Source organism: Psychrobacter sp. M9-54-1 (assembly GCF_016613355.1).
Lineage (GTDB): Bacteria > Pseudomonadota > Gammaproteobacteria > Pseudomonadales > Moraxellaceae > Psychrobacter > Psychrobacter faecalis.
The window spans coordinates 64872-80538 of record NZ_JADGFW010000026.1 but is presented as its reverse complement, the minus strand read 5'-3'; the positions used below and the strand labels follow the sequence as shown (position 1 = coordinate 80538).

General features: G+C 43.9%; 13 protein-coding genes and 1 other RNA gene. 4 read left to right on the top strand and 10 right to left on the bottom strand.

Features of this window, described 5'->3' with window-relative positions; translation table 11 throughout:
• Nucleotides 1-67 precede the first annotated feature (67 nt).
• Both IQ457_RS10945 and gpmI read right to left on the bottom strand, forming a co-directional pair.
• Nucleotides 68-1555 carry a S41 family peptidase gene (locus IQ457_RS10945; RefSeq protein ID WP_242465424.1) on the bottom strand — a complete coding sequence of 496 codons (1488 nt, stop codon included), beginning with the start codon at nucleotides 1553-1555 and terminating at the stop codon, nucleotides 68-70.
• Nucleotides 1556-2056: 501 nt separating this feature from the next.
• Entirely contained in the window at nucleotides 2057-3715 is a 1659-nt protein-coding gene (gpmI, locus tag IQ457_RS10940; protein ID WP_200663225.1) for a 2,3-bisphosphoglycerate-independent phosphoglycerate mutase, read from the bottom strand.
• Between the two features lie 246 nt (nucleotides 3716-3961).
• Between gpmI and ssrS the strand changes: the two genes are divergently transcribed.
• Nucleotides 3962-4157, top strand: a non-coding RNA gene (ssrS, locus tag IQ457_RS10935) — 6S RNA.
• Nucleotides 4158-4293: 136 nt separating this feature from the next.
• Here ssrS and IQ457_RS10930 read toward each other — a convergent pair.
• Nucleotides 4294-4875, bottom strand: coding sequence for an FxsA family protein (locus tag IQ457_RS10930; RefSeq protein ID WP_200663223.1), 582 nt, complete (start codon nucleotides 4873-4875; stop codon nucleotides 4294-4296).
• A 153-nt stretch (nucleotides 4876-5028) separates the two neighbouring features.
• Between IQ457_RS10930 and ruvC the strand changes: the two genes are divergently transcribed.
• Entirely contained in the window at nucleotides 5029-5613 is a 585-nt protein-coding gene (ruvC, locus tag IQ457_RS10925; RefSeq protein ID WP_068406664.1) for a crossover junction endodeoxyribonuclease RuvC, read from the top strand.
• Nucleotides 5614-5761: 148 nt separating this feature from the next.
• Here the strand turns inward: ruvC and IQ457_RS10920 are convergent, their stop codons facing one another.
• From IQ457_RS10920 to IQ457_RS10900, 5 genes are all read right to left on the bottom strand, one after another.
• Nucleotides 5762-6742 carry an META domain-containing protein gene (locus tag IQ457_RS10920; protein ID WP_200663221.1) on the bottom strand — a complete coding sequence of 327 codons (981 nt, stop codon included), beginning with the start codon at nucleotides 6740-6742 and terminating at the stop codon, nucleotides 5762-5764.
• A 289-nt stretch (nucleotides 6743-7031) separates the two neighbouring features.
• Nucleotides 7032-7691 (bottom strand): glutathione S-transferase family protein, encoded by a 660-nt coding sequence (locus IQ457_RS10915; protein WP_102076821.1) that lies wholly within the window; start codon nucleotides 7689-7691, stop codon nucleotides 7032-7034.
• A gap of 258 nt (nucleotides 7692-7949) precedes the next feature.
• Nucleotides 7950-8588: a peroxiredoxin gene (locus IQ457_RS10910; RefSeq protein ID WP_102076822.1), complete on the bottom strand. Its 639-nt coding sequence runs from the start codon at nucleotides 8586-8588 to the stop codon at nucleotides 7950-7952.
• A 279-nt stretch (nucleotides 8589-8867) separates the two neighbouring features.
• Nucleotides 8868-9632, bottom strand: a complete 765-nt coding sequence (locus tag IQ457_RS10905) for a phospholipase D family protein (RefSeq protein ID WP_200663219.1) — start codon at nucleotides 9630-9632, stop codon at nucleotides 8868-8870.
• Between the two features lie 140 nt (nucleotides 9633-9772).
• Nucleotides 9773-11512, bottom strand: a complete 1740-nt coding sequence (locus tag IQ457_RS10900; protein ID WP_200663217.1) for a glutamine--tRNA ligase/YqeY domain fusion protein — start codon at nucleotides 11510-11512, stop codon at nucleotides 9773-9775.
• A 274-nt stretch (nucleotides 11513-11786) separates the two neighbouring features.
• Between IQ457_RS10900 and IQ457_RS10895 the strand changes: the two genes are divergently transcribed.
• Together IQ457_RS10895 and IQ457_RS10890 are read left to right on the top strand one after the other, a co-directional pair.
• Nucleotides 11787-12302: a peptidylprolyl isomerase gene (locus IQ457_RS10895; protein WP_068406650.1), complete on the top strand. Its 516-nt coding sequence runs from the start codon at nucleotides 11787-11789 to the stop codon at nucleotides 12300-12302.
• A 78-nt stretch (nucleotides 12303-12380) separates the two neighbouring features.
• The gene (locus tag IQ457_RS10890) at nucleotides 12381-13223 is read left to right on the top strand and encodes a UDP-2,3-diacylglucosamine diphosphatase (RefSeq protein ID WP_200663215.1); all 843 of its coding nucleotides are present in this window, start codon (nucleotides 12381-12383) and stop codon (nucleotides 13221-13223) included.
• A 152-nt stretch (nucleotides 13224-13375) separates the two neighbouring features.
• On the opposite strand, the gene IQ457_RS10885 is transcribed toward IQ457_RS10890, so the two are convergent.
• A complete protein-coding gene (locus IQ457_RS10885; protein ID WP_200663213.1) occupies nucleotides 13376-14680 on the bottom strand; it encodes a lytic murein transglycosylase in 1305 nt (434 codons plus the stop codon).
• 112 nt (nucleotides 14681-14792) lie between these two features.
• On the bottom strand, nucleotides 14793-15596 hold the full coding sequence (locus IQ457_RS10880) for a peptidoglycan DD-metalloendopeptidase family protein (RefSeq protein WP_193031894.1): 804 nt from the start codon (nucleotides 15594-15596) through the stop codon (nucleotides 14793-14795).
• Nucleotides 15597-15667: the final 71 nt, after the last annotated feature.

The window sequence follows — 15667 nt, the reverse complement described above, 5'->3', positions numbered from 1 at the left end:
TATAAGCGCTAACCATAAGACGATAATTAAATCAGTTCGAAAAGTCTCAGTTTAAATGCTAACGAAATTAGGGCTTGGCTTTAACAGCCGGTTTTTCAGTCGGCTTTTCAGTCACATGGTCGATAAGCCTGTTGTTTTGAGTCACTTTGTTTTTAACAACTTTATTATTAGTATCATCTTGACTAGGATTATTCACTGCTTGAGGCTTGCGTACAAAGCGAACACCCGACGGCAGGGCTTTTTGTCTGAGTAAATCAAGCGCCTGTTGCTCCCATGTGCTTTCACTTCCTGTTAAAGTCACATCAGGCGCTACCCCAACCCCATCTATTTTTTTACCCGAAGCGGTCATGTAATGAGCAACGGTCAGCTTTACCGCCTGCTCGTCATTAAGCGGTATCACGGACTGCACCGAACCTTTACCATAACTGACCTCGCCTAAAATAGTCGCGCGTTTTTGCGCTTGCAAACTACTGGCTAAGACCTCAGCCGCTGAAGCAGAATAACGATTTTGCAACACCACAACTGGCATGGTATCTAATAACGCTGCACCTTGCGTCGATAGTGTGCGTGAGTCGCTTTGACGACCTTTGACTTGTACCACATCGGTATTGGTCATAAATAAGCTGGCAACGCTTACCGCTGACGCCAATACACCGCCTGGGTTGTCACGCATGTCTAATAAAATTCCCTTAACAGGCGCATCCAAATCAATTAACCCTTGTAACAGCTTTTCACGGCTATTGTTTTGAAAGGCGGGTAATCTAACAATAGCCATTCCATCTACCAGGCGCGTTTCAATAACTTGTGGATGGTTGTGATTACGCTGTAAAGTCGTGGTATGTTTACGCCGGCCTGCTTTTGACGTCACCACATCTACTTGGGTACCTGCAATGCCCGTTAGCAATTGCTCAATGTCATTACTTTCTTCGTCTTCACGAAGTTTAAACTCGTCCACTTGGTGCAAATAATCACCAACGGCAATGCCTTTTTTATCGGCAGGTGAGCCATCAACCACCTCAGTAATCACCCAATAGCCTACTTTAGGCTGATACTGCACCTTGATACCGATATCACCGACGTCGCCTTCAGTAAAAGCGCGCAGATTCTCATAAGCTTCTGCATCCAAAAACTCAGCGTGGCTATCAAGCTTGGTCAACATACCGCTCATGGCATTGCTAAATAACTCTTCGTCATTCACCGTATCCACATATTCGCGGCGTACCAAATCAACGACAGCCACAAAGGTCTTTAGTGTTTCAGGCGAAATGGCCTTTAACGATACTTGCGCGACTTCAGCGGGAATATCGGTGTTTATCACGTCTGACTCGTCATTTAGCGCACTTTCATCAGCGACAGCATCTATCGAGTCATCGACTTGATCGGCAGATTCGAGCATATCGGCGATATCTGATAAATCGTCGGCGTTATTAACTTGCTCGGCATTATTTAAGGATACATCGTCGTCGTTAAGCCCAATCAATTGCAAGCTTGCCGTGGGATTTTTGCCAGTATTATTGATTTTTTGATTATCATTGGTAGCAGCCTGTGCTGGCATATTGACCACACCTAGCCCTACTACACTGCTTATAAGAGCGGGTTTTAATAGCTGAGAGCCGATTGATTTGATATTAAAAGACTTCATTTTAAAAGATTTAGAACCAATAAATTTAGAAGTAATAGATTTAGAATCAACAGGCAATGGCATGATGATATTTCTCAAGCTTTTAGACCGCAATAAGGATAAAGGGCGAATTAGACGCATAATAAATTACTCAAAGAAAGGATTTGGTTATTATTTTTATAACTTTTGGATTATATGGATATTTATGATTATAAAGTTATTCATGAACAATGTCGTCTAAAATAACACTGCGCTTCTACCTAAGACTAGGACAGTATTGCAAGTAACTTAAACAATATGTATCAAGCAAAATGCGGGGATGCGCAAAAAAAATGCAAAAAAAGGGAAAGACACTCAATATCTTTCCCTTTTTATGAAACCCCATAGCTTTAGCAGTAGTAATAGACTGCTAAATGATCCTATTAAATGTCTAGTTTATGTAGCCGAAAGCAGTAAGTTTTTACCGGTCATCTCATCTGGCTGTTCGATATCCATTAATGCCAAAATCGTAGGCGCGATATCACTAAGCTTGCCGCCGCTACGTACTTTTACGGCTTTCTCACCAATATAAATCAGTGGCACCAGCTCAGTAGTATGCTGCGTATGCACCTGGCCGCTTTCGTAGTCCTGCATCTGCTCACAGTTGCCATGGTCAGCGGTGATCAGCATATCGCCACCCGCAGCGCGTACCGCCTGCTCTAAACGACCAATGCACACATCCAACGCCTCTACCGCCTTGATAGCGGCTTCAAAGACACCTGTATGCCCGACCATATCGCCATTAGCATAATTAACAACTAACACATCGTATTTACCAGATTCGATAGCAGCGACCAGCTCATCGGTCACCTCAGGCGCGCTCATTTCTGGCTGTAAATCATAAGTAGCAACATCAGGCGATGGCACTAAAATCCGCGTCTCGCCTTCATACTCGTCTTCGCGGCCGCCGCTAAAGAAAAAGGTCACATGCGCATATTTTTCAGTTTCAGCGATACGTAGCTGGGTTTTACCTTTATCTTGTAAATACTCGCCAAGCGTATTGGTCAAAGACGCTGGATAATAGGCAATACTGGTTTTTGGATTGTCCGCTAGCACGTCAGAGTATTTGGTCAACATCACAAAAGCGGCAAGCTTTGGTTGCTTATGACGGGCAAAACCAGAAAACTCATGATCTGGTAGCACAAAGGCTTGCGCAAGCTCACGGGCACGGTCAGCGCGGAAGTTCATAAAGATAAGCGCATCATTGTCATCGACCGTATAAGGCACTTCGTCGCGACCAATCACCACCGTTGGATTGATAAATTCATCGGTTTCACGTGCTTTATACGCCGCTTGTATGGCCCCATCGGCACGTGTTGCTAAGCGATCGGCTTTACCTTCGGTGATAAGCTCATAGGCTTTTTGCACGCGGTCCCAGCGATTGTCACGATCCATTGCATAATAGCGCCCAATAATACTGGCAATTTGCACGCGGCCACCTTCGTAATGGTCATTAAGCTTGGCAATATGGTCGCGTAAGCGGTTGATGTACTTATCAGCAGATTTGGGCGGGGTATCGCGGCCGTCTAAAAAACAATGCACAAAGACATTTTTGGCACCGTGTACTAATGCCGAATGGCACATGGCTTCGATATGATCTTGGTGCGAGTGGACGCCACCATCAGACAACAATCCCATAATATGCACGTTACCACCGAGCTTATTTGCCGCTTTCACCGCATCAACCAGTGCTTCGTTTTTATAGAACTCACGATTGGCGACTTCATTTGAGATACGAGTGGAGTCTTGATAAAGCACGCGGCCGGCGCCCAAATTCATATGGCCAACCTCTGAGTTACCAAACTGACCATTTGGCAGGCCGACATCTTCTCCTGAAGCCGATATCAATCCATGCGGATATTGCTGATAAATCTTATCTAGGTTTGGCATATGGGCGGCAGCAATCGCATTATCCTTATCGTCTTCACGATGCCCAAAACCATCTAATATCATTAAGACATGGGGCACTTTTTTATTTTGCTCGCTATCTTGCTTATTATTGAGCTGAGCCTGACTATCGTCGATAATTTCTGCTTGTTGCTGGTTATGGGTCATGGATTACCGCTCCTCAAGTGAATGAACGCCTAGAATGCTATCTTAGGATGTTTACAGTCCTCTATATTAACACATATCTCGAAATAGCTGAAAAATCGCCCTTTTAAGCCATATTTAAGCCCTTAAAAATTCTGTCATTTCATGGTAAACACAGTGAACACTCAACATCATTCATGCTGCTCATTAACCCTACGTAGCAATCTGTAAATCGTACTTGCAATCACTCAAGTCATTGGTTAAGATAATTATATTCTGAAGTGTTGGCTAGTAGATGTTTATTCCCTGAGCCGATAATGCTTTACCAGGATGTGGTACCTATTGCCTCATTGTGTATGCCTGCACCGCTTGCGGTGTCTCAGGAAACCTGCAGAGGCAGTGACGCATCCGCCCTGAACTTCACGGTTCATGGGTCACCATCTTACGGCGGCACTTCGGTTGTTTTATTCAGTTATTAGCTATTTTATTTATAAATATTATCTTTTATAAAAAATAGTTTTAACACTCAAAAAGCCCCTTTTATTAATGGTAAAAGGGGCTTTTTTTATGTCGGCAAGAATGTCTATTTAATAATAAATCGATTATTCGTCATTGGCAGATTTGGTAATTTTTTTGACATCTTTAGGGATGTTTTTAGCCGTACCATCAACGGTAGTATGTTGTTTAAACACATTGCCAAACGGATTTTGTTGCTGCTGACCAAATGGGTTTTGGTTATTCATACCACCAGCACCACCAAACGGGTTTTGTCCACCCATCTGTTTTGCCATCATCTCCATCATTTTTTGCTGATTGTTCATAACGTAATTATTAGCAAAGTTTTTGAGCTTTTTTTGCACCGGCGGCAATATCACCAGTAAGGCTAATAAATCACTGAGCACACCTGGAATCAGCAGCAACAGACCCGCCGCTGCTACAGCGACACTTTTAATCATGGTTGATTCTTGTGGACGCATCGCAGGGTTCATCATACCGCCCGCTTTCATCTGCTGCGCCATTGGATTGAGTGCTGCCATCCCTTTACGTATAAGAGAGATACCGATAACGGCGGCGATAATAAACCACATAAATACCCACCAACCGCTCATAAACTGCGCAAGTAAATACCAAAGCAGCATCTCGATAATAAACCAAACGATGGCAATACCAACTATCTGACCCATAAAGTGTCGTCCTATAAGATAAAATCTAAAAAATTAAGCGCCATGCAAATTAATATGGCTAACATATGATGTATATGGGGATTGATTGCTATACTATCAAACTTACGGCTGATTTTTAAGCCATAAAACAAAATGTAAGTAAGACGGAATACTATGGCAATTATTATCGGGATTGACCCGGGTTCGCGCATGACCGGTTATGGCATTATCCAACAAACGGGCGACAAACTTACGTATATAGACGCAGGCACCATTCGCACAGATACCAAAGAGATGCCTGAGCGCCTAAAGCGTATTTTCAATGGCTTAACGCGTATCACCCAGCATCATTTAAAATATGGCGACGAGCCGATTTATACCGCTATCGAGCAAGTTTTTATGGCAGAAAACCCAGACTCAGCGCTGAAGCTCGGGCAAGCTCGCGGTGCGGCGATTGCCGCTATGGTCGCTCTTGATTTAGAAGTGTCGGAATATACCGCTCGCCAAATTAAGCAAGCGGTTTGCGGCTATGGTGCGGCGGCAAAAGAGCAAGTACAAGAGATGGTCTGCCGCATTTTGGCGTTAGAAGTTGTACCGCAACAAGATGCCGCTGATGGGCTTGCCTGCGCCATTTGTCATGCGCATTCAAGCCATTCCATGAACAAACTCATAATGAATAGCGCCATGCGCGGACGAGGCGCTTCGAAGAAAAAAGGCCGCTGGCGTTTGACCGAAGAAGACTTAGGCAATTTGCGTTAAAAAATAAGTTCGCAGTAAAGTAATAGAAGTAATAAATATAAAAAAACACGCGTCCAAACGGCGCGTGTTTCTTGTTTAAATTATCTCTTCTATTTGAGTCATCGTTTAAAATAATAAAAATGACCAACAGACCTACTCTAACAAAGCATTACTCTACCACGCTACTCTCAATCACTGCATCGAGTACATAGGCATATTCTTGCGCTTCTTCATTCTCGTTAGCGTCTAACTCATAGCGCTGGAGACGTAGTACTTCATCGTGCATACCATCGGGCTGATAGCCATCGATTTCACCGTTAAAGGCTGTCCACTCACCTTCGCTAACCTTGATACCTTGGTCATCATAAGTAATGGGTTTTACTTGTAAACACAACTCTGAACTCTTATCAGCGCAGGCTACTTTCTTAGAATTGACCGCCCAAAATACCGTTTCACCTTTACTGTTATATTTGGCCTGTGAGGTTAACTTACCTGCCCAAACTAGCGTCGCCGCATCGCTTGTGATTTGCGTTAAGATTGGTTGACGACTTTCAGCCGTTGCGCTCTCAGCACTACCGTTTTCGATATTGGCTTCTAATACTAAGGTCAATTGATTCTCGCCTTGCATTAGCTCATTCAATTGGTTTTCAGCCTTATCAAGCTCACCGCACGACATTTTGGTGCTCATGCCGTCTTCGATGGTCAACGTTTGACCTTGAAGCTGATAACCTGCGCTCATGGTATTGCAGCCGACACTATAGTTTAGGCTATTCTCGCCTTGGTATTGGCTAAAGCTCAAGCGTACTTGGTCTTTGATATCGAGCAATGTATTTAGTGGCTGTGCACCTTTATCGCTTGCAGACATCAGTGTCCAGCGATAACGGGTAAGATTGGCTATCATTTGTTCTTCAGTGCTCATCTCAGCCGCCTTGAACTCATCATTTTCTAGCGTAGCATCAGGCGTAGCAGCATTACCATCGACTTCGTTAGCATTTTCTGTCTGTACATCATTCTCGCTTGGTACTGAGGATTCTTGGCAGGCAGTCAATGTCAGACTTACCGCTAGAATGCTAGGCAATACAGCAAATCTAGCCAAAGACTTTATAAAAGATGATTCCGTAAAATATTGGGTGTCAAAAGATGAGGTCATAACAGTCATACCTTGTGAGTAAACCTTTTCGATATTCCGCTTTTTAACATACGAAGTTTTTACTATACAAATCGCAATTGTATCTATTTTTGTAAAGTGTTCATAATTTGACCACTATAGCGCCGATGTCATCTATTATTGTTACAAAGTGTTTAATTTTATAGATTGATAGTAACTGTTTTTGATAGTTTTTCTAATTTTACAATAAAAAAAGCCTTAACTGGCTAATATGGTGGTTAGCGCATTAAGGCTTCTGGCTATGTAAAGCTCGATTTATAAAGCGACCTTATCATTCATCATAAGCAGGTTTGGCTTTTGCCATATTTTTAATACTAAAGCGCTCATGCATCATTTGATAAAAACGCGCCAAATTTTCGCCCTGCTCGTTTGGATTAAATTTTAGCGCTTTACCAAAATCTAGACCCAAATACAGTACGATATCGGCAAAGCTTAACTGGTCACCGACCAAATAATCATGACCGTTTAAGGCATTTTCAAAATAAGGTAGGGCTTTTATCGCGCGGGCAATAGAGGGCGCGACAAACTCAGGTACTTGCTCGACACGCTGCGCTTTGGACGGATGGCTATGCTGAAACGCCAGCATAAAGTTGTATAGCACCTCAAACTCGGCAATACGGCGCATCGAGCATACTTGCGCCCGCTGTACGACGTCATTACCCATCACCGAGCGCTCGCCATAGACGCGGTCGAGATACTCGCATACCGCCTGCGAGTCATTCAGCACCGTACCATCATCCAAGGTTAATACCGGCACCGTCTGCATAGGGTTAATTTTGGTAAATTCCTCGGACATCTGCTCATTGGTAGCGAAGTCGATATCGACCACATCAAGATCATCCATATCATCGACATCGATACCTTTTGACGCTAATAAAATAAGCGCTTTACGTGGATTTGGGGCGGTACGGGTAAGGTATAGTTTTTTCATGGCAAACTCCTTGTAAGATGGTTTTAAAGCGACTCAGCGCCCTTTGGTTTTATTATGGTTACTGCATTATCGGTTATGGATAAAATTATAAATATCATGTGTAGACATTTCAGCCTGTTATTATCATAGCAAAACCTTATGTAATATGCTGTTTTAATAAAAGGCTGAAAAGCGGAAAAAGTAAAAGCCCTATAACATAACGTCATAGGGCTTATTAACTTGAAAAAACTGTTTGGCCAACCGCCTAATCTGCTTAACTTATTTGTTAGGCGCAGGCGTGGTACGTAGATAAGGCTTAATCTCGGTATGGCCTTTTGGATAATTGGCTGGGATATCTTCGTTTTTCACACTTGGTGGAATGATAACGTCATCGCCTTCTTTCCAATCAACTGGCGTTGCGACATTATACTCATCAGACAATTGCATCGCATCGATAACACGGACGATTTCATCGAAGTTACGGCCACAGCTGGCTGGATAAGTCAGCGTTAAGCGTACTTTTTTGTTTGGATCAATGATAAATACACTTCGAACCGTCGCGGTATTGTCGGCATTTGGATGAATCATGTCATAGAGATCCGCCACTTTGCGATCTGAGTCCGCAATGATAGGGAAGTTAACGGCGGTACCTTGGGTTTCTTCGATATCTTTGGCCCAGCCTTTATGATCATCTAAACCGTCAACTGATAAGGCAATTGCTTTTACATTGCGCTTTTGAAACTCGCCGCCCAATGCCGCCGTACGCCCAAGCTCAGTGGTACAGACTGGCGTGTAATCAGCAGGATGCGAAAATAATACTACCCAGCTGTCCCCTGCCCAATCATAAAAGTTAATATCACCTTCTGTGGTGCTTGCGTCAAAGTTTGGGGCGGTATCACCTAAACGTAAATTTGCCATGCTTTATTCCTTATTTATATGAGTGATGAGCGTTAGTATTTGTTCACCCCTAAAGGTATCCATGCGCTCTATTGTTATAAACGTACTTAGTTATAAATATTCCTAGTTATAAATGTACCTAGCTATCAACGTACTTGGTCAATACTACACAATAACTCAAAGTACGTCAGCAAGAATTCTCTTCTATCTTAGCAAACTGGTTATGAATGTCTTGTGATGGATTGTAATGCGCTTATGCCATTTATTACTAAGAACCCAAGTTTGCATTTAAAATATTAACTAAATGACCATGCCTGCGTCCCACAAACAAAACTCGCCAAATTTACCTTTTTTACTTATACCACCAGCGGCGCGTCCTTGATCTGTTAATACCAACTCGCCCTCTTGCTCTTGTACATAACCCGCGGCTAGCAATTTTTCATTCAGCTCTTGGGTTTTAAAGCCAAGCTCTTTGGCAAGCTTTGCAGTTGTTAGCTTCGAGTAAGTAGGCGTATTCAATTCTGCAGTGGACTTGCTCGCTACACTAGCATTAGAATTGGCGTCAACACTGGTATTATTAGAATTGGCTTTATCATCCGCTATCGTTTCAGATTCAGTTACCTTTTCTAGCGACATGCGCACTTCATCACTGATGCGAATGATACGTTGGGCTTCTTCATAAGTATCAGCATAAAGCTTAGCGTCTTCGTTACGATAAATCAGTACGCCCATTTCATTATTATTCACTTGGCTAAATTCGTAAAGATTCAAACTGGTAATAATACATTCATTTTCATTGAGATAGCATTTGGCATGTAAGTTTTTGCAGAAACTGGTACGAATAAAGGTTAAATTTTTAAGCCAATTGATTTCTTCAGGGTGTAAATCATTTTTACCATAAACGATTCTAATATCAATTTTTAGACGATTGCGATCTTCTAGTAGCTCTTTAATGCGCTCATTCAGCTTCAGATACGGACTAATGATAATCAGCCTGTCAGAGGCATTTTTGATCAATTCTTCTAAATGATAAGTCGTACCGCTACTGTTTAAAAACTTTGCCATTTAACTACCCTCACCCTCTATTATTAAAATCCATGCTCATAAAAAAAGCCCATCTCTAGCGTACTAGAAATGGGCGATTTTGAAAACTACTATTGTTGAGTAACGTTTTAAACTTTAATAATAGAACCAATAGTTCTACACTAAGCCGGTTTATAGCTGTCACGTAAGCTCACGATTTGATTAAATACAGGCTTGTCGCTCATATGGTCTTCACTATCAGCAATAAAGTAGCCTTCACGCTCGAACTGGAATCGCGTACCAGCATTGGCATTAGCAAGCGATGGCTCAACTACGGCATCGAGCTCAATCAACGAGTTAGGATTTAGCGCTTGATGAACGTCGGCGACGCTACTTGGATCTTCAGCGCTAAATAGCTGCTCATACATGCGTACCGTCGCTGGAACGCCTTGGCTTGCTGAGACCCAATGAATCACGCCTTTAACCTTACGGCCTTCAGGGTTGTTACCCAAAGTCGCAGGGTCAATCGTTGCTTTTAGCTCAACAACATTACCTGCGTCATCTAGCACATGCTCAGTCACTGCCAACACATAAGTGTTACGCAGACGGATTTCTGGCTTTTCTGGAGATAAACGCTTATAGCCTGCTGGCGGCTCGATCTCATAGTCGCCTTGGTCAATATAAAGGGTTTCGGTAAACGGAATTTCACGCTCGCCCATATCGACATTTGGATGGTTTGGCTGGGTGAGCCATAAGGTCTGTGCATCATCGTCCCAGCGCGCATTGACGCTATCAGCTTTTTGCGACTCCCAACTGCTAACAGCATTGCTAAAGTTAGTAATCGTTACCTTTAACGGCTTGAGCACTGCCATACCGCGCGCCGTCGTCGTCTCTAATGACTGACGAATACTAAATTCTAATAGACGAAAATCAACCACGCTGTCTACCTTAGTCACACCGACGCGTTCACTAAAATCGCGTAAACCTTCAGGCGTATAACCGCGGCGGCGCATGCCTGCAATCGTCGGCATCCGTGGATCATCCCAGCCGCTAACGATACCTTCATCAACCAACTGCTTTAATTTGCGTTTACTGGTCAACGTATGGTCGACATTCAAACGGCTAAACTCGTACTGGTGCGGCGGCACATCAAAGCCAATTTTTTCAACCGCCCAATCATAAAACGGACGATGGTCTTCAAATTCTAGTGTACATAACGAATGGGTAATGCCTTCGAGTGCATCAGAGAGTGGATGGGCAAAATCGTACATCGGATAAATACACCATTTATCACCGGTTTGATGGTGCGCTTGGTGCATGACGCGGTAGATAACAGGGTCGCGCATATTCATATTTGGGCTTGCCATGTCAATCTTGGCGCGCAGCACGGCTTTGCCTTCGGCAAACTTGCCTTCTTTCATATCATTAAAGAGTTTTAAGTTTTCTTCGACACTGGCATCACGCTGCGGCGACGGCGTGCCAGCTTCATTAAATGAGCCACGATTATCGCGAATTTGTTCAGGCGATTGCAAGTCTACATAAGCATCACCCTGTTCAATCAATTGCACGGCCCATGCGTACAACTGGTCAAAGTAACCGGACGCATGGTGCGCCTCGCCTGCCCACTCAAAGCCAAGCCATTTCACATCATTTTCAATATTATCGATATAGTCTTGCTTTTCTGCAGTTGGGTTGGTGTCATCAAAGCGCAAGTTACAAACGCCGCCAAACTCTTCGGCGATACCAAAGTTTAAGCAGATAGATTTGACATGACCTAAGTGCAAATAGCCGTTTGGCTCAGGCGGAAAGCGCGTCACGATTTGCGGGTATTTTTGCGCTTTGATATCGTTACGAATGATATTACGAATAAAGTCATTTTTTTGTTCGTCTTTTTGTACATTGTTGCTTGAGTGCTCACTCATTACTCATTGCTCCTAGCGCAAGGTTTCAGTCTATAACACGTGTCATTACGCTTTATAAAAGGTTCAAAATAAGAAAATTTAAAATAATCAATCAAAAATCGCTGATAAAAGATAACGTTGCGTTATTCTATCAGCTTTTGCAAAGGCATTAACAGCCTGATACATGACAGACGACAAAAAAGCCGTTAGACTAGCCATAACTTTTTAGTCAGCAACTTTTTAGCCACCACTTAACAGCGTTATTTTAGACGCTATAATCAAAAAGGAATATCACATGGTAGACATGCCACCAGTAGTAGAACTTGACACCAATATGGGTGCGATCGTTATCGAACTCAATGAAGAAAAAGCGCCAAAAACGGTCGAAAACTTTTTAAACTATGTTAAATCTGGTCATTATGACGGGACGATTTTCCATCGCATCATTGACGGCTTTATGATTCAAGGCGGCGGTATGGACGCTGAAATGAATGAAAAAGCGACCAATGCACCCGTTGAAAACGAAGCGGACAATGGCTTGAAAAATGACAAAGGTACGATTGCGATGGCCCGTACGCAAGACCCACATTCAGCAACCAGCCAGTTTTTTATTAACGTAAAAGACAACGATTTCCTAAATCACTCTGGCAAAAACATGCAAGGTTGGGGCTACACCGTATTTGGTAAAGTCACTAGCGGCATGGATGTTATCGACAAAATGCGCGGCGTACCAACGGGCCGTTTTGGCATGCATGCGGATGTGCCAAACGAGCCAGTGGTCATCAACTCTGCGACCATCATTACGCAGTAATCGTTTTTTTATAAACGGTATAAGATAAGCGGTTTGTTATTAACGGCCGCTTATCTTACCTTATGAGGATAAAGATACATGCAAAGCTTTAATCATTTAATCACGACCCGCCCTCATGAGGTGCGGCAAGTTTTGATTAGCGATTTGCATTTATCGCCAGAAGAGCCTGCCTTAGTGCAGGCTTTTTTGGCACTGCTTGATGATTGCCTTGCCTTGCCTACGCTTAAACGCTTATTTATCTTGGGTGATTGGTTTGATGTTTGGATTGGCGATGATGCTTATTTGACTTTGTCAGAAGACGCGCGCCAAAACCATTGGCTCACGCCGCTTATCGTTAAACTAAAAAAACTACGAGTCGCTGGCTGTGAGATATTGGTCATGCATGGCAACCGTGATTTCCTCTTAGGTCAGCCCTTTTGTAGCTTATTCGGTGGTGAGCTGATTTATGAGCCGTATTATTTAACCGTCGGACAGCAGAATTACCGCTTAGAGCACGGCGACGCGCTCTGTACTGATGATAAAAAATATCAGTTTTTTCGTAAAATGATGCGTAACCGTTTGACCCAGTGGTATTTGCTCAATAAATCGCTGACAAAACGCTTAGCGATTGCCGATAAATTACGGCAAAAAAGTCAGCAAAATAATGCCAACAAAGCCGCTTATATCATGGACGTCAATGAAGATGCAGTAATACAAGCCATAGCAGACAGCGATGCGTTGTTACATGGTCATACCCATCGCCCAGCCATTCATCAGGCGACGACAGATAAAAAGCGCTACGTACTTGGTGATTGGCGCGTGCTTGATAAAGACTCACGCCAGCCAAAAGTCAGTGCGGTGATTGGGGCGGTGACATCAGATGGCGATACAGGCGATAACGCTGCTGAGTTTGAGTTGATTGAGTTTAAGATGACTGTCTAAACCCTATCTAAACTACTGCTACAATTTTTATAAAACTGTACGAACAAAAAAAACTCCGCTTAGCACGGAGTTTTTTTTATTTATGAGAGTTAATTATTTTTAAACCATCGTTGTAAATAACGATTATCTAAAAACAGCGACTTTACTCTGTCTCACCATCCTGCCAATGAAGATGCTGTGCGTTGAGTGATAAAGCCGTCTGGCGTTTGACCATTATCTGCTTGCCAGCGCTGGAACGCCTTACGCGTATTGGTACCAACGATGCCATCAGCGCCTTTGGTATCATAACCCATGCTGGTTAAACGCTGCTGCAAATTACGCACTTGCGCGGTCGATAATGGACGCTCATAGCGCGGCCATGATTTTTGTAAGCCGCTCTGACCTGCCAGCGCTTTACCAAGTAGGCTCACACCAAGCGCATAGTTTGATGAGTTGTTGTAAACCTTGATGACATCAAAGTTTGGGCTAAGTAATAGGACTGGACCATCTTTACCAGCAGGTAGCCATAGCTCCATTTGCGTATTGGCATCTAAATAAACATCAGCGATGGTATCCACGCCCATCGCCGCCCATCTAGCCGCAGGTTGCTTGGTACCAACCGTTGAGTAATCAAACGACGCAGGTACAGTCGCTTCATAAAATGGCGCAAGGCCTCGCACCCAACCTGAATTACTCAGGTAATTGGCAGTAGAGGCCAGAGCATCGCTCGTTGCCCATGGGTTACGATGACCGTTACCATCACCATCAACGCCGTGTTTCAGCCAGGTATCAGGGATAAACTGCGTCTGCCCCATACCGCCTGCCCAAGAGCCATCGAGCTGTGACCATGAGACATCGCCGCGCTGCAATAGCGTCGCTAGTGACAATAACTGGGTTTCAGCAAATTCTTGGCGACGGCCATCATAAGCAAGGCTGGCAAGCGAGCTTGGAATACTGCTATTGCCCGTTACCACACCGTATGACGACTCCATCCCCCAAATCGCGGCAATGATTTCTGCATTGACGCCATATTGCGACTCTAACTGTGATAAAAAGGCGCGTTGCTCGGCAAACTTACGCTTACCTGTGCTGACACGGCCATCTGATACGGCAGAATCGACATATTCCCAAGGCATTTTAGAAAACTCTGGCTGCCCTGAATCTAGCGAGATAACTTGCTGATTTAAATAAGCCATGTCCATCAAACGACGCACGGTTGAAGCATCATGACCCGCTGCAATGGCGCGCATCGAAAAATCAGACTTCCAATCGGAAAAACTGTTATAGCTTGGTTTAGTAACCGGCTGCGGCTTGACGACTGGTACAGGCGTTGGCTTTACCTGAATGGTTTGGGTTTGGGTAATTTGCACATTACCTTGGCGTACAGGGGTATTCGGCTTTTGCATTGCCTGCTGGCTGGTACAGCCGACCATAACTAACGCGGGAAACAAGGCAAGGTATTGTTTGTTTAATAACATAAATTTCTCAAATATGAATAAGTAAAGCAACTGATAGCTAATAATTAATAGCGAGCAAGCAATAACAATTAACAGCCACCAAAAAATTGCAGCAAATTTAACGTCTTAAAATCTAACGTCCTAGCACCGCACGTGGGTCAATAGGGTTACCATTTAGGCGTACTTGGAATTCTAAGCCGACCTGGTTGGTCTCGCCGCTGCTACCCATATTTGCAATACGCTGTCCGCGCTGTACCGCTTCACCTTCTTTTACCAGCAAGGCACTGTTGTGCGCATAGGCGGTAATATAGTTATCGCTATGACGAATCATAATCAGGTTGCCATACTCAGGCAGGCCGTTACCTGAATACAGCACCGTACCCGATTGGCTGGCAAGCACTGGATCGCCAACATTACCGGCAAACCACATACCCATATTACCGGCAGCAGCATCAAAGTTACGAATCACTTGGTTGCGACTTGGATACTCATAACCCGATGTTGCGTTGGCGGTCACTTCATAAACAGGCGTTTGCGAATAGTTCGGAGTATTGTTCACAGGCGGTGTATAACTCGGCTGTGGCCGTGTTTGAGCAGGGGCATTATAGCGACTGTTATTATTGGCGTTTACTGGCTCGCCTTGCCATAATTTGAGCCACTGACCACTATAAATCGTATATTTGCTATCTAAACCATTGATCGCACCGATTTGGCGATAATTGAGACGATAGCGGGCGGCGATTTGACTGACAGTGTCGCCCCGCTGCACACGATAATAATTGGGCACGCCTTGTCCATTGGTGATAATCTTCGGACCCTGATTAGCGCCTTGATAAGTAGGCTTGGTGGCACAGCCGACCATCGTCACGGTCGCTGCCGTCAATGTTCCCATCAAGGCTAGGGTTGCTAAGCGTGATCCAGCAATAAGCTTCTTCATACAAGATTTCCTATTCTTTATGTTACTCACAAACTCCTTGTGTTACTCACAAGCATTTTGCTAACGGTTGT

Coding starts and splice junctions, on each gene's coding strand:
- IQ457_RS10945 (WP_242465424.1), bottom strand. CDS start 1,555: ATGCCAGCACAGGCTGCTACCAATGATAATCAAAAAATCAATAATACT.
- gpmI (WP_200663225.1), bottom strand. CDS start 3,715: ATGACCCATAACCAGCAACAAGCAGAAATTATCGACGATAGTCAGGCT.
- IQ457_RS10930 (WP_200663223.1), bottom strand. CDS start 4,875: ATGGGTCAGATAGTTGGTATTGCCATCGTTTGGTTTATTATCGAGATG.
- ruvC (WP_068406664.1), top strand. CDS start 5,029: ATGGCAATTATTATCGGGATTGACCCGGGTTCGCGCATGACCGGTTAT.
- IQ457_RS10920 (WP_200663221.1), bottom strand. CDS start 6,742: ATGACCTCATCTTTTGACACCCAATATTTTACGGAATCATCTTTTATA.
- IQ457_RS10915 (WP_102076821.1), bottom strand. CDS start 7,691: ATGAAAAAACTATACCTTACCCGTACCGCCCCAAATCCACGTAAAGCG.
- IQ457_RS10910 (WP_102076822.1), bottom strand. CDS start 8,588: ATGGCAAATTTACGTTTAGGTGATACCGCCCCAAACTTTGACGCAAGC.
- IQ457_RS10905 (WP_200663219.1), bottom strand. CDS start 9,632: ATGGCAAAGTTTTTAAACAGTAGCGGTACGACTTATCATTTAGAAGAA.
- IQ457_RS10900 (WP_200663217.1), bottom strand. CDS start 11,512: ATGAGTGAGCACTCAAGCAACAATGTACAAAAAGACGAACAAAAAAAT.
- IQ457_RS10895 (WP_068406650.1), top strand. CDS start 11,787: ATGGTAGACATGCCACCAGTAGTAGAACTTGACACCAATATGGGTGCG.
- IQ457_RS10890 (WP_200663215.1), top strand. CDS start 12,381: ATGCAAAGCTTTAATCATTTAATCACGACCCGCCCTCATGAGGTGCGG.
- IQ457_RS10885 (WP_200663213.1), bottom strand. CDS start 14,680: ATGTTATTAAACAAACAATACCTTGCCTTGTTTCCCGCGTTAGTTATG.
- IQ457_RS10880 (WP_193031894.1), bottom strand. CDS start 15,596: ATGAAGAAGCTTATTGCTGGATCACGCTTAGCAACCCTAGCCTTGATG.